Source organism: Clostridium sp. C1 (assembly GCF_018223625.1).
Taxonomy (GTDB): domain Bacteria; phylum Bacillota_I; class Bacilli_A; order Erysipelotrichales; family Coprobacillaceae; genus Allocoprobacillus.
Map to the genome: position 1 here is coordinate 127,704 of NZ_CP073631.1, position 14,670 is coordinate 142,373.

The following is a 14,670-nucleotide window of genomic DNA, read 5'->3' on the forward strand; positions in this document are numbered from 1 at the left end:
TTAACATCTATATATTGTGCTATAATATATAAAAATATGTCTTGGAGGAGAATTATGAACGATAGTAGAATTTGTATTGCATTAGATTTTCAAACAAAGCAAGATGTTAAAGATTTCTTAGATAAGTTTGAAGATGAAAAATTGTATGTAAAAATTGGGATGGAATTATTTTATGGTGAAGGTATTGAAATGATTAAAATGATTAAAGAAAAAGGACATAAAATATTTCTTGATTTAAAATTACATGACATTCCTAATACTGTCAAAAGTGCGATGAAACAATTAGCAAAATTAGATGTAGATATGGTTAATGTTCATGCTTCAGGAAGCATTGCGATGATGAAAGCAGCAATTGATGGTTTAAATGAAGGAGCTAATGGAGGAAAACGACCTTTATGTATTGCTGTGACATGTTTAACTTCATTGGACCAAAAAGTTTTAGATGATGAACTTTTGATTCATGAACCATTAGAAAAGGTTGTTTTAAAATGGGCACAAAATGCGAAAGAAGCTGGATTAGATGGTGTTGTCTGTTCACCTTTAGAATCAAAGATTATTCATGAAAATTTAGGAATGGACTTTTTAACAGTGACACCGGGTATCCGTCTTGCAAGTGATAGTGTGAATGATCAAAAACGTGTCACAACACCAGCTATGGCAAGAGAATTAACATCAAGTTATATCGTTGTAGGAAGAACAATTACAAACGCTGCTGATCCAGTAGCAACATATAAAGAAGTTTATAAACAATTTCAAGGAGAGTAGAAAATGATGGAAAAAACTATAGCAAAAGATTTATTAAGTATTCAAGCAGTCTTTTTAAGACCAAATGAGCCTTTTACTTGGGCATCAGGTATTAAATCACCTATTTATTGTGATAATCGTTTGACATTATCTTATCCTGAAGTCAGAAAAGATATTGAACAAGGATTAGCAAAACTTATTAAAGAAAACTATCCAGAATGTGAATGTTTAATGGGAACAGCGACTGCCGGAATTGCACATGCGGCTTTAGCGGCTGACATTTTAGATTTACCAATGGGATATGTTCGTGGTGGAGCCAAATCACATGGAAGAAATAATCGTATTGAAGGATTAGTGAAACCGGGAATGAAAGTTGTAGTTGTTGAAGATTTGATTTCAACAGGTGGCTCATCATTAGAATGTGTAGATGCTTTAAGAGAAGCAGGCTGCGAAGTTTTAGGAATGGTTGCTATCTTTACATATGGATTAGAAGATTCAGCGAAAAACTTTGCTGCTAAGGATTGCAGTTTTTATACACTTACAAACTATGATACTTTAATTCAAGTTGCAGTTGAACATGAGTATATTGAAGCTGCTGATTTAGAAAAATTGAAAGCATGGAAAAAAGATCCTCATGATGAATCTTGGATGAGCAAGTAAAGTTAAAAAATAGGATAAAAAGGGGATGAAATGTAATTAATGTTGCAATTTCTCCCTTTTTAATGTATAACTATAGAGGTTATGAGAGTCTTAAGGAGGATACATATGTTCAAGAGTTTGAGATATGTCTTAAAAGAAAATTTTACAAACTTATTTAGAATATATTCAATTGCTAAATATGAAATATTAGCAGATATGAGGGATTCTAAATTGGGATTATTCTGGAACTTTGCTAATCCAACTATTCAAGTTTTAACTTATTGGTTAGTATTCGGAGTTATTTTACCAGGACGTTCAGATGAAGATGGTATTCCATATTTATGTTGGTTACTTGGTGGTATTGTTGTCTGGTTTTTTATCTCTCCATGTATTACAAATGGCTGTAATGCAGTGTATGCTAAAAGAGATGTTATTACAAAAATGAAATTTCCTGTGAGTATTTTACCTGCAACAGTTGTAATGAAAGAATTGTTTAATCATCTTTGTTTGATGATTATCTTAGTTGTTTTATTTTTAATATTTGGATTTTATCCAAATATTCACTGGTTTGGATTATTATATTATTTATTCTGCGCAGTTATTTTTTCTATTTCTTTATCAATGACAACATCAGTTTTAAATATGTTAGCTAGAGATACACGAAAATTGATTTTAGCTTGTATGCGTTTATTACTCTATTTAACACCAGTTTTATGGAGCCCTCATAAACTAGATGGACATAGAATTCTGTCGGTGTTAATGAAGTTTAATCCTATTGATTATATTGTACAGGGATATCGAGATTGCTTTTTCTTTCATCAAGGATTGTTATCGTTTGGATATCAAGGATTAATTTTCTGGGGTATTACAATCTTGCTTCTTATTGTAGGAAGTTATATGATGTATAAGTTTAAACATAAGTTTATTGATTTGATGTAGAGGTGTTAAGATGAATCAAGAATATGCAATAGAATTTAATCATGTATCTAAAATATACACTTTAAAATCTAAAGATAAAAAACATAAAGAAGACCAGAGATTTTATGCTTTGAAAGATATTAATTTTAAAATACCGAAAGGGGAAGTTGTAGGCGTTTTGGGAACTAATGGTTCTGGTAAATCAACAATGTCAATTATTCTGGCAGGTATTAGTGAAATTGATGAAGGAGAAATGATTGTCAATGGTGAACAATCATTAATTGCCATTAATACAGGCTTAAATATGCAATTAACTGGTATGGAAAATATAGAATTAAAAGGAGCTTTATTAGGACTTTCTAAGAAAAGGATTCAAGAGATTAAAGATGGAGTCATAGCATTTGCAGAAATTGGTGATTTCTTATATCAGCCTGTAAAAAAATATTCTAGTGGTATGAAGTCTAGATTAGGTTTTTCTATTAATTTATGTTTGGATCCGGATATTTTAATTGTTGATGAAGCTTTATCTGTAGGGGATAAAGGATTTGCCCAAAAATGTATTAATCGTATGAATGATTTAAAAGACGAGGGAAAGACTATTATCTTTATATCACATACATTGCCACAAGTTCGCTCATTTTGTAATAAAGCAATGTGGATTGAGGGTGGAATGTTAAGAGAGTATGGTGATATTGATGAGGTTTGTGACCATTATGCTGAATATGTCGATTACTACAATGCATTGTCAAATGAAGATAAGAAAAAAGAACGTGATGATAAATTTAATAAAAGATTATTAAAAGATTATAAACCTAGTCTTTTTGATCGTATTTTTCATTTATAAACCTTAGTACTGACGTACTGAGGTTTTTTTAATATTGTATTAACATTTGTTTAATGATAAGTTCATATAGAATATTTATTTTAGATAATAGGAAAGGAGTATGCAAATGGATGTAAAAATATCAATTATTATTCCAGTCTATAATGTTGAAGATTATTTGAAAGAATGTTTAGATAGTTTATTAAGACAAACTTTTACAGAATTTGAAATTATTTGTATTGATGATGGTTCAAGTGACAATTCATTAGATATTTTAAAAAAATATCAACTTCTTGATACACGAATCACGGTTTTAAATCAGCAACATCAGTTCGCTGGAACTGCTAGAAATAAAGGAATATCTTGTGCAAAAGGAGAATACTTATTATTTTTGGACGCTGATGACTTTTTTGAGAAAGATATGTTAGAGAAAATATATGAGCAAGGGAAAAAGACACAAGCACAAATTATTTTGTTTGATGCCAGAAAATATCATCAATTAACAAAGGAGTATGATGAAGTTACTTATTATTTACGTAATGAAATACTAAAAGATAAAGAAATATTTAATAGACATGATTTTCCAGATGATATATTGACTCTATCTAATCCGGCTCCCTGGACAAAATGTTTTTTAAAAAAATTTATCTTAGAAGAAAAATTGCTTTTTCAAAATTTAGCAAATACAAATGATGCTTATTTTACAATAAGTGCAATGGCTATTGCTGATAGAATTACATGGATTGATACTAAACTTGTTAATTATCGTATAGGGTTACTTCAAAATACACAAAGCCATAAAGAAAAAAATCCGTTATGTTTTATTGATGCCTATAGAGCTATTTATGATGAATTGAACAAAAGAGGAATTTATCATGAAGTAGAACGTTCTTTTGTAAAGGTAGCATTATCATCTACAGTATATTGTATGAATTCAATTCATGATGAGAAGGTCAAAAAAGAAATTATCTATGCATTACAAGACAACAAGTTTTCAGATATGAATCTCTTAAATTATCCAGAAGACTTTTACTTAAATAAACGTGATTATAATAGTGTTAGGGGATATAATTGTATATATAAAGAGTATCAAATTATGGAGAAGAATAAACAGATTTGTGATGAATATGAAGTTACTATTAAAGCAGATTTACATCAACAACCCTTTGTATCAGTTATTATTCCTATATATGATGTAGAAAAATATTTACCTGCATGTCTGGAAAGTATTGTTAATCAATCATTGAAGAACATTGAGATTATTTGTGTTATTGATGGTTCACCAGATCATTGTAAAAAAATTGTTGAGTCATATGCAACTTATGATGATAGAATAACGATGCTTGTACAAAGAAATATGGGGTTATCTGCATCTAGAAATCACGGATTTAAGGAAGCAAAAGGTGAATATGTTTATTTCATGGACAGTGATGATATTCTTGACTATAATGCTTTAAAAGAATTATATGATTTTTCAATGAAAGAAAATTTGGATTCTGTGTACTTTGATGCATCTTGCTTTGCTGATGATTTTAAACTAAACGAAAAAATTCTTGACCAATATCATAGAAAGTTCTCATATCCAAAAGTATGTATGGGTATAGAACTTTTTAGAAAGATGAATGAAAATGATGAATATAGGGTTTCTGCTTGTCTACAATTCAATAAACGACAACATATATTAAATCAACATGTTCTTTTCCATGAAGGAGTTCTACATGAAGATAATGCCTTTACAACAATTAATTTAATAACTGCTAAAAAAGTCGGTTATATACATAAGGATTATTTTCATCGAAGATATCGTGAAAATTCTATAATGACAAAAAAAGAAAACTTTCAAAATGTTTATGGGTATTATATTGCTTTTAAAGATGTTTATCAATTTATTCAAGATTTAGATTGGATATATAAAAGTGAAAATCAAATAATATTTGATTGGTTATTACGCATACTAACAAATGCAAGAGATATATTTGCACGTTTAGATGATGCAGAGAAAAGTTCATATCTTGGATTGGATTTTACTGAAAAAAATGATTTTAGAATTTTAGTAAGTACACCTGGTTATGTGAAAAGTGAACTTATATTTAAACAACAAAGATTACAGCAAACATTTGATGAAAAATATGAACGTGGGTTAATCATTAAAGAATTACGAACAGAAAACAAGCAATTAAAAAAATCAATTAATCGATTAAAACCTTCTACTTGGATTAAATACATTAAAAGGCATATACGTATAAAATGAATATAAATTAATATGTGCTTAACCTTAATTTAATATATTTTTAATAGTGATTGACTTTAAATAGTTTAAAGGTTAAAATATGAAATGTGTTGTACTAAATGGAGGAAAAAAATATGATTTATGCAGAAATTTTAGCTGGTGGAAAAGGAACAAGAATGGGTAATACAGAATTACCTAAACAGTTTTTAAAATTAGGACATAAGCCTATATTTATCCATACAGTTGAGCAGTTTATTTTAAATAAAAGAATTGAAAAAATTCTTATTTGTTGTCCTGAACAATGGATGTCTTATACAAAAGATACACTAAAAAAGTATGAAGTCAAATCTGATAAAGTTATTGTTGTTGCAGGTGGATCTACGCGTAATGATACTATTATGAATGGTATTCGATATATAGAAGAAAACATAGGATTAAATGATGATGATATCATTATTACACATGATGCTGTTAGACCATTTTTAACACAGAGAATTATTGATGATAATATTGATGGTGCTTTGGAATATGGTGCTGTAGATACAGTTGTTGAAGCTTTTGATACGATTGTTCACTCTGTTGATGGAAAAGTGATAACTGATATTCCAATTAGAAGTGAGATGTATCAGGGACAGACACCACAATCATTTAATATCAAATTATTAAAAGATTTATTCTTATCATTAACAGATGATGAAAAAAACATCTTAACTGATGCATGTAAAGCACTAGTTATTAAGGGTACACCAGTTCATCTTGTAAGAGGTGAAGTTTACAATATGAAAATCACAACTCAGCATGATTTAAAAGTCGCTAATGGTTTAGTGGAAGGTGACAAATAATGATTAATCAAGCGTATAGATTAATAGCTCCTAAACAAATTCGTGCAGATTTTGTTGATTTAAAAATGGATGATGAGAATATTATTGTTAGACCAACTTATCTTTCTATTTGTGCGGCAGATCAAAGATATTATACTGGAAGTCGTGGACGAGTGATAATGAAGCAAAAATTACCTATGGCATTGATTCATGAGTCAGTTGGTGAAGTTGTTTATGATCCAAAGGGTGAATATAAAGTTGGGACTAATGTAGTAATGATACCCAATACACCTATGGAGAAAGATGATATCATTAAGGAAAATTATTTACGTTCTAGTCAATTTAGAGCCAGTGGTTTTGATGGTTTTATGCAAAATGTTGTAAGTATGCGTAGGGATTTGATTATACCTTTTAAAATGGAACCTAGAGTAGCAGTTTTGCTTGAATTAACAAGTGTTGTCATGAATGCGGTGGAAAATTTTAAAAAAATTTCTAATGAACGAAAAAATGTTATTGGTATATGGGGAAATGGAAATTTAGGATTTATTTCTGCATTAGTTCTAAAGAAAACTTATCCTGACACAAAAATTATTGTATTTGGTGTTGAAGAACATAAGATGGCTTATTTTTCATTTGTAGATGATACATACTTGATTAATAATATTCCAAGTGACTTAAAAGTTGATCATGCATTTGAGTGTGTTGGTGGACGAGGAAGTGAAGCTGCAATCAATCAAATCATTGATTATATTCAGCCTCAAGGTACGATTTCACTTATGGGAGTAAGTGAAACACCGGTAGGGATTAATACAAGAATGGTTTTAGAAAAAGGTTTGACACTTTTAGGTAATAGTCGCAGCAATTATGATGATTTTAAGAAATCTGTCGAATTAATGGAAACTTATCCAGATGTTTGTGAATATCTTTCTACAATTATCTCAGAAGAAGTTGTTGTTCAATCCATAAAAGATATGCATAAAGCTTTTGAAGATGATTTAAATAATGATTTCAAAACAGTTATGAAATGGGACATTTAAGACAAGATTTTTATCTTGTCTTTATTTTTATAGAATTATATATCAAATATCATAATTTAAGAACATATGTTCATTTTTAAAAAGTATTTATAGATGTAAATATGTAATCTCATAACATAAGGAGGATTTAAAAGTGAGTGACTTTAAATATCTAGTTACAGTTATTATACCAGTATATAATACACAAGATTATATAGAAGAATGTGTACTATCAATTGAAAATCAAAAGATGGATGTTTCTAAGATTGAAGTATTATTAATAAATGATGGCTCAAAGGATCAAAGTGGAAATATTTGTGAAAATCTTTCTAAAAAATATGCAAATATTACTTATATCTGTAAAGATAATTCTGGAGTTTCAGATACACGAAATATTGGTATTCAAAGAGCACGTGGAAAATATATAATGCTTCTTGATTCAGATGATTATCTAGATAAGAAAAGTATTAAAAATTTAGTAGATTTCTTTGATAAACATTATAATGAAGTGGATTTAATTACATATCCAATTTATTGGGATCGTAATGGTAAAATATCATTACATGGACGTTACAGTTCAAAAAACTATGATAAAGGAACTGGAATATATGATTTAAATCAATATCCGCATTTAAATCAATCTACTGTGAATATAATGTTTAAAAATGAATTTGCGAATAATCAATTGTATGATACTACTATGAAATTATCTGAAGATCAAAATTTTGATACTGCATTGTTAATGAAAAAAAATAAGATTGGATTTGTAGAGAAAGCAAAGTATTTCTATAGAAGACATGGAGCCAGTGTTTCTCAGACTCGAAATAATCCTTATTATTGCTTTGAAGATATTATGACATATAATGAATGCTTATTATCACGATATAGTAAAAATGGAGTTGTTCCAAAGTATGTTCAAACTCTCATTATTAATACTTTTAATTGGCGTGTCAAAAGTGATATGTTATTGCCATATCATTATGAAAGTGAGTTGTTTGATAGTGCAAAAGAAAGAATTAAAAATATTTTAAAGCAAATTGACAATGATGTTATTATCAATCATTCAAATTGTGATAAATATGTAAAATTATATTTTTTAACGCAGAAGGGTGAATTTGTTTCTTATAATATTAACAATGATGGATATAAGATTTTTTGTCAAGATATTACTATGTATGAAGATCAAACAATTGATTGCTATCTTTATAAAGTAAGACCTTGTAATCATGAAATATCTATATTTGCATCGTTTGAATCACCACTTTTAGAATTAACTCCCGTTAATGAATATATAGTTCGTGGTATCTATAAAAATGGAGAAAAATTTGAAGAAAGATATTCATTAGATGTGTCAAATGTTCCTTTTAGAAATACAAAAATGAAAACTGCACATACTTTCCCTTTTACATATACATTTGATCCTACAAAAGTAAAAAAATTCTCTTTCTACATTCATATTAATGGATATGATTTGACTTTTAAACCGATTTATATTAAGTTCTCTGGATTTGTTAAGAAATTCCATAGAAATGCTATAACAATCAATGGAACTAGATTGTCATATAGCAATCATAGTTTTAAGGTTTCGCAACAAAATTTAATTAAAGATATTTTTGATATTTTAAGAACAATGTGGTTTTATCCTAGAAAACATATATTTGCTATACAATATTTTAGATTGAAAGCCAAAACTAACAGAAAAATATGGTTATATTATGATTCAGCAGGAGTATTAGATAATGGATATTTTCAATTTATCCATGATTTTGTAAAAAATGATGGAATTGAACGTTATTATATCATGGACGGAGATAACAGTGATTTACTGAGTAAATTTACATTAGAGCAACAAGAAAATATAGTACGTTATAAATCAAAAAAACATAAGGATTTATTTTTAAAAAGTAGTAAAATATTTATTTCTTTTAGCTCATTATCTATCTATTCACCGTTTAAAGAGTTTGCATGGTATAGTGATGTTACACACTATGAATTAATTTATCTTCAACATGGAATATTACATGCTACATTACAAAATTTGTATGCAAAAGAGTTTACTGAAATTGATAAATTTGTTATATCATCAAATTTTGAAAAAGAAAATTTGAAACAGAATTATGATTACTTGGATAATGATTTTATTATTTCAGGTATGCCAAGAATGACAAAGTTTAACCAAGGAAATACGAAAAATAAAATTCTTTTTGCTCCTTCTTGGAGACAGTATTTAATAGGACAACTAGTTAATAATCGTAGAGCACTAAAGACTCAAGAATTTCTTGCTTCTGATTTTTATAATCAAATTTATCAATTTTTAAATTCAAAAGATCTAAAAGAAATATTAGAGGATAATGATTTGTATTTAGATTTTCAATTGCATCCAATCTTTAAACCATATCAAAAGTATTTTGATTTAGATAAAAATGAAAGAGTAAATTTTAATTTTGAAAAGCATAGTTTAGATGAATATAAAATATTTATAACAGATTTTTCTTCTTATCAATTTGACTATATTCAATTAGTAAGACCTATTGTTTACTTTTTGCCTGATTCTAAGGAATTTAAAGCAGGTTTACATTCTTATCGTTCATTAGATTTGAAATATGAAAATGCTTTTGGTCCACTTTGTTTTAATAGTAATCAGATGATTAAAGAAATAAAGAACATTATTGAACATAAATATATTGTTGCAGAACCTTACTGTACACGTATGCAGGAATTTTTTACTGTTTCAGATAATCCGGCGGAAACAATATATAATAGCATCATTGATATTTAGGTTATTAGTAAAATGAGTTCGAGAGATATAAATATAGATTTGCTTAGAATATGTTCTTGTTTTATGGTTATTTTTCTTCATGTTTCTGGACAAAATTGGCGATTAGTCAATGTACATAGTATGGAATGGTTTGTATTTAATGCATATGATAGTGCGGTTCGAAGTTGTGTTCCTTTATTCTTTATGATTAGTGGTTATTTGTTTTTATCTAAAGGTTATATGATTTCTATCAATCAATTATATAAGAGAAATATATTGAAAATAATAATTTTGTATTTTGTATGGTCTTTTTTATATGCAGTATTTCGTGTTGATTTCACTGATATATCATTTGAAACATTAATATACGAAATACTGCAGTCAGAATTTCATTTGTGGTATTTACCTGCACTTATAAGTGTATATATAATGATTCCTTTATTATGGTGTATAGCTCATTATGAAGATGGAAAATATCTTAAATATACTTGTTACTTAGTTTTTATTATGGGAATATTGAAGATGACAGTAGAAACAGTTCCTTTTTTACCTGAAATTTTTAATGAATTTTTAACTAGTTTTTCTTTAAATATTAGTATTTATTGTGGATATTTTTTGATAGGGTACTATATTAAGATGACCAGAGAGAAATGGATACATATTAAAATGAAAATATTATTATCGGTGTTTTTGCTTATTGAGTTATTGGGAATTATTTTAACGTTAGGAATTTCATGGTGGACGAATGAGCCAATTTCTTTCTTATATAATAATCAAACAGTGTTTCCTGCAATTCAAGCTATAATTCTTATGATAATTTTTCTTAAATTTAAAGTTGATAGTTTTATGAATCATAAAAGAAATATTATTATAAAAATATCACGTTATACTCTATTTATTTACTTATTTCATCCTTTTGTTATAAATTTTTTAGATAATAATTTAAGAATAAATTCTTTATCTTTGAATGAGTGGGTATCAGTACCACTAATATCCATGATAGTAGTTATTATTTGTCTGTTATTTGCGTTTGTTTTATCACATATACCTATTGTAAAGAAATGGATTATATAAGGAGAATGAAAATGATTATATTTTTAGTATTTTTATGTTTTATCATGATTTGTTCCTGCAAATTTTGTTTTCCAAATTTAGATAGTAAATATCTTTCAAAAGAATATACACAGGCTATAAAGGGAATTTTTGTTATTATTGTATTTTTAAGTCATGTAAGAACTTATGTAGATTTTAATGGTGCTGGTGATATTTTTGTTATTCAAATACTGAATTATTTTGGACAATTGATGGTAGCATTGTTTTTGTTTTATTCAGGTTATGGCATATATGAATCTATTAAGTATAGGGGGCAAAAATACATTGATTTATTGCCTAAAAATCGTATAGGTAAAACTTTTTTTGATTTTGCTTTAGCTATTATATTGTTTTTAATTATTGATCTTATTATAGGGAAGAATTATTCAATTTCTACTATTTTGTTATCTTTTACTGGTTGGACAAGTATTGGTAATAGTGCTTGGTATATGTTTGCTATATTTACTTTATACATTGTTACATATATATGTTTTAAAATGTTGAAAAATAAAAGATTTTTATCTATTTTGCTTATTACAATATTATCTTTATGCTATATATATATTATGTCTTTATTGAGAGATAATTATTGGAGTAGTACATATTTGTGTTATGTTGCTGGTATGTGGTATTCTTATTTTAAAGAAAAGATAGATTGCTTTTTTAGTAGAAATCAAAAAATCTATTATATAGTAACTTTGTTAATAGTATTTATGTATATTTATTTCTTTCAATATAGATACACAAGATTAATGATGTTTAATTTTGTTTCAATATTATTTTGCCTTTCTATTGTTTTATTATCATTTAAGATATCTTTTCAAAGCCAATTGTTAAAGTGGTTTGGAAATCATTTATTTTGGATATATATTCTTCAAAGAATTCCAATGATTTTATTGCAATCTTTTCATATTGAACAATATGATTCCTATCTGTATTTGAGTTTGTGTTTTGTTATTACAGTGATTTTTGCGCATTATACTAATATTTTTTCAGGTTATTTAAAAAATAAGATATGGAAATAACTGTGTTAAAGGAAGTGTGAGAGTATGAAGAAAATTAAAAGAAAAATAAAAATATTAATATGCATTATCTTAAACAGGATATTCATTTTAATTTTTCCACTTCAAAAAAATAAAGTGACATTTTTATCAGATGTCAGAAAGGTCATGGGTGGAAATCTGGAATGTGTATACGAGTATCTCGATGATTGTCAGTATAAAAAAATTATTGCTTTAAAAGGTGATCATAGAGATAAGAGAGGATTTATAAAAAAAATTAAATTAATATATCATTTAAGTACATCACATTATATTCTTTTAGATGATTTGTCTAGAGAATGTAATTATTTAAAGGTTCGTAAAAATCAAGAAGTTGTTCAATTATGGCATGGAGCAGGTGCTTTTAAAAAGTTTGGGTGGTCCAGATCAAATACTGGAGAGGATGTGGGTCCCATTCATAAAGGATATCGTACTTACACAAAAGCTATTGTCAGTAGTGATGATATTAGAAGTTGCTATGCTGAAGCTTTTCATATGGATATCTCTCAAATAAAGGCGACTGGTTTTCCCCGCACAGATATGTTTTTTAATGATCAATATAAAGAAAATATAAAAAAAAGTTTTTATCAACGACATCCACGTTATCAAGGGAAAAAAATCATTTTATTTGCACCTACTTATAGAGGTGCTCCTGTTTCTAAAGCAACTTATGATTTTTCTAAAATTGATTTTCAACAAATATATGAAACATTCCATGAAGACTATATATGTATATTAAAATGGCATCCTGCATTGTATAATAATATTCAAAGAGGATATGTAGAAATGCCAGATTTATCACAATACAATCATTTTTATAAAGATTTTTCTAATTATCGTGATATTAATGATTTGTTGATTGTTAGTGATATTTTAATTACTGATTATTCATCTGTTATTTTTGATTACTATTTTACACATAAACCTATTATTTATTTTGCTTATGATTTAGATGAATATACAGGTTATGGTGGCAGAGGGCTTTATTTTGATTTTTATGACTATGTCTATGGAGCCATTGCAACAACGACTTCTCAATTAATAGAAGATATTCAAAAGAGAGAAATGTATGATGAAAAACGACAGGTTTTTTATCAAAAGTTTTTAAGTGCCTGTGATGGGCAATCTACAAAAAAATCATGTGAATGGATTTTTAAGGAGTCAGCATAAGCAAGACTCCTTTTTTAATCTCTAAAATATAAATCTCTTGTGTAAACTTTCTCAATGACTTCATCAATTTCATGAGTATAACGATTTGCTAAGATAATATCACTTTGTGTTTTGAATGCTTCTAAATCATTAACAAGTTTCATATCTTCATAGCTATCTTGATTTAAAGTAGGTTCATAAATAATAATCTCAATTCCTTGTTTTTTAATCATATTCATAATATCTAAAATAGCACTTGCTCTAAAGTTATCGCTATTCGCTTTCATCGTTAAACGATAAACACCGACAGTATGAGGATGTTTGTCTAAAATCATTTGTACAATATGTTTTTTTCTTGTCATATTAGAATCTACAATAGATTTGATAATATCATTTGGAACACCTTCATAATTTGCTTTTAATTGTTTTGTATCTTTAGGTAAGCAATATCCTCCATATCCAAAAGAAGGATTATTATAATGCATTCCAATACGTGGATCTAAACAAACACCTTCAATAATTTGTTTCGTATTCAGATTCTTAATTTCACAATAAGTATCTAGTTCATTAAAATAAGCGACTCTTAAAGCAAGATACGTATTTGCAAAAAGCTTTATAGCTTCAGCTTCTGTAGGGTTTGTGAATAGTAATGGAATATCTTGCTTCATAGCACATTCTTTAAGCATTGATGCAAAAACATGAGCACGTGAACTATTTTCTCCTACAATAATACGTGAAGGATATAGATTATCGTACAATGCTTTTCCTTCTCTTAAAAATTCAGGGGAAAAGATAATACGATCAGTATGGAATCTCTCATTGATACTTTTTGTATAACCAACAGGAATTGTTGATTTAATGATGATGGTTGCATAATCATTATATTTCATGATTTCTGTAATGACAGATTCTACAGCACTTGTATCAAATTGATGAGATTCATCATCATAATTTGTTGGAGCAGCTACAATGACGTAGTCAGCATCTTGATATGCCTCTTTACCTATACAGGTTGGCGTTAAATGAAGCTCCTTATGAGCTAAAAAGTCTTCAATTTCTTGATCTTTAATTGGAGATTTTTTATTTTTAATGAGTTTAATTTTTTCGGGAACAATATCTATAGCTGTCACTTCATATTTTTGAGCGAGTAGACAAGCAAGACTTAAACCAACATATCCCAATCCAGCAACTGTAATTTTCATAATCTACCTCTTTTCTTTTTTTAGTTTAAACAATTAAAAATCTTTGTAAAGGCTTTTAACAAGACTTTAACATGACTTTACAAAAACTTAATTTAATACTTTATTCTAGAAATGAAGTTTAAAATAGTCAAAGAATAAATGTGAAAAGATGATTTGCTTTTAACATACCATTAACATAAACTTAATTTGATTTGGTAGTTTCAAAAGCACAAAAAAGAGTATATTACTGATATAATGT

Annotated in this window: 12 protein-coding genes; 11 read left to right on the top strand and 1 reads right to left on the bottom strand. The window is 27.5% G+C overall.

All coding sequences use genetic code 11. The features are described 5' to 3' along the window. The first annotated feature begins 54 nt into the window (after positions 1–54). From pyrF to KEC48_RS00705, 11 genes are all read left to right on the top strand, one after another. Complete coding sequence (gene pyrF, locus KEC48_RS00655) at positions 55–765, top strand: orotidine-5'-phosphate decarboxylase (RefSeq protein WP_087304022.1); 711 nt, start codon at positions 55–57, stop codon at positions 763–765. Between the two features lie 6 nt (positions 766–771). Next, the gene (gene pyrE, locus KEC48_RS00660; RefSeq protein WP_087304079.1) at positions 772–1,404 is read left to right on the top strand and encodes an orotate phosphoribosyltransferase; all 633 of its coding nucleotides are present in this window, start codon (positions 772–774) and stop codon (positions 1,402–1,404) included. Between the two features lie 105 nt (positions 1,405–1,509). Beyond that, positions 1,510–2,322 (top strand): ABC transporter permease, encoded by an 813-nt coding sequence (locus tag KEC48_RS00665; protein WP_087304021.1) that lies wholly within the window; start codon positions 1,510–1,512, stop codon positions 2,320–2,322. Between the two features lie 10 nt (positions 2,323–2,332). Further along, entirely contained in the window at positions 2,333–3,145 is an 813-nt protein-coding gene (locus tag KEC48_RS00670) for an ATP-binding cassette domain-containing protein (RefSeq protein ID WP_087304020.1), read from the top strand. Between the two features lie 106 nt (positions 3,146–3,251). Next, the gene (locus tag KEC48_RS00675) at positions 3,252–5,375 is read left to right on the top strand and encodes a glycosyltransferase (protein WP_211963750.1); all 2,124 of its coding nucleotides are present in this window, start codon (positions 3,252–3,254) and stop codon (positions 5,373–5,375) included. A gap of 113 nt (positions 5,376–5,488) precedes the next feature. Beyond that, entirely contained in the window at positions 5,489–6,196 is a 708-nt protein-coding gene (locus KEC48_RS00680; protein ID WP_087305097.1) for a 2-C-methyl-D-erythritol 4-phosphate cytidylyltransferase, read from the top strand. After that, a complete protein-coding gene (locus KEC48_RS00685; protein WP_087305096.1) occupies positions 6,196–7,212 on the top strand; it encodes a zinc-binding dehydrogenase in 1,017 nt (338 codons plus the stop codon). The genes KEC48_RS00680 and KEC48_RS00685 overlap by 1 nt, the downstream gene beginning before the upstream one ends. Positions 7,213–7,345: 133 nt before the next feature. After that, complete coding sequence (locus tag KEC48_RS00690; protein WP_211963751.1) at positions 7,346–9,970, top strand: glycosyltransferase; 2,625 nt, start codon at positions 7,346–7,348, stop codon at positions 9,968–9,970. 39 nt (positions 9,971–10,009) lie between these two features. Next, positions 10,010–11,023 (top strand): acyltransferase family protein, encoded by a 1,014-nt coding sequence (locus KEC48_RS00695; protein ID WP_211963753.1) that lies wholly within the window; start codon positions 10,010–10,012, stop codon positions 11,021–11,023. An 11-nt stretch (positions 11,024–11,034) separates the two neighbouring features. Continuing rightward, positions 11,035–12,066 (top strand): acyltransferase family protein, encoded by a 1,032-nt coding sequence (locus KEC48_RS00700; protein WP_211963755.1) that lies wholly within the window; start codon positions 11,035–11,037, stop codon positions 12,064–12,066. A gap of 24 nt (positions 12,067–12,090) precedes the next feature. Further along, positions 12,091–13,251: a CDP-glycerol glycerophosphotransferase family protein gene (locus KEC48_RS00705; RefSeq protein ID WP_087935634.1), complete on the top strand. Its 1,161-nt coding sequence runs from the start codon at positions 12,091–12,093 to the stop codon at positions 13,249–13,251. A 14-nt stretch (positions 13,252–13,265) separates the two neighbouring features. Here the strand turns inward: KEC48_RS00705 and KEC48_RS00710 are convergent, their stop codons facing one another. Next, the gene (locus KEC48_RS00710) at positions 13,266–14,432 is read right to left on the bottom strand and encodes a nucleotide sugar dehydrogenase (RefSeq protein ID WP_211963757.1); all 1,167 of its coding nucleotides are present in this window, start codon (positions 14,430–14,432) and stop codon (positions 13,266–13,268) included. Between the last annotated feature and the right edge of the window lie 238 nt (positions 14,433–14,670).

Excerpts from the sequence above, each read along its gene's own strand:
- KEC48_RS00705 (WP_087935634.1), top strand. The coding sequence starts at position 12,091 with ATGAAGAAAATTAAAAGAAAAATAAAAATATTAATATGCATTATCTTA.
- KEC48_RS00680 (WP_087305097.1), top strand. The coding sequence starts at position 5,489 with ATGATTTATGCAGAAATTTTAGCTGGTGGAAAAGGAACAAGAATGGGT.
- pyrE (WP_087304079.1), top strand. The coding sequence starts at position 772 with ATGGAAAAAACTATAGCAAAAGATTTATTAAGTATTCAAGCAGTCTTT.
- KEC48_RS00685 (WP_087305096.1), top strand. The coding sequence starts at position 6,196 with ATGATTAATCAAGCGTATAGATTAATAGCTCCTAAACAAATTCGTGCA.
- KEC48_RS00670 (WP_087304020.1), top strand. The coding sequence starts at position 2,333 with ATGAATCAAGAATATGCAATAGAATTTAATCATGTATCTAAAATATAC.
- KEC48_RS00700 (WP_211963755.1), top strand. The coding sequence starts at position 11,035 with ATGATTATATTTTTAGTATTTTTATGTTTTATCATGATTTGTTCCTGC.
- KEC48_RS00675 (WP_211963750.1), top strand. The coding sequence starts at position 3,252 with ATGGATGTAAAAATATCAATTATTATTCCAGTCTATAATGTTGAAGAT.
- KEC48_RS00665 (WP_087304021.1), top strand. The coding sequence starts at position 1,510 with ATGTTCAAGAGTTTGAGATATGTCTTAAAAGAAAATTTTACAAACTTA.
- KEC48_RS00710 (WP_211963757.1), bottom strand. The coding sequence starts at position 14,432 with ATGAAAATTACAGTTGCTGGATTGGGATATGTTGGTTTAAGTCTTGCT.
- pyrF (WP_087304022.1), top strand. The coding sequence starts at position 55 with ATGAACGATAGTAGAATTTGTATTGCATTAGATTTTCAAACAAAGCAA.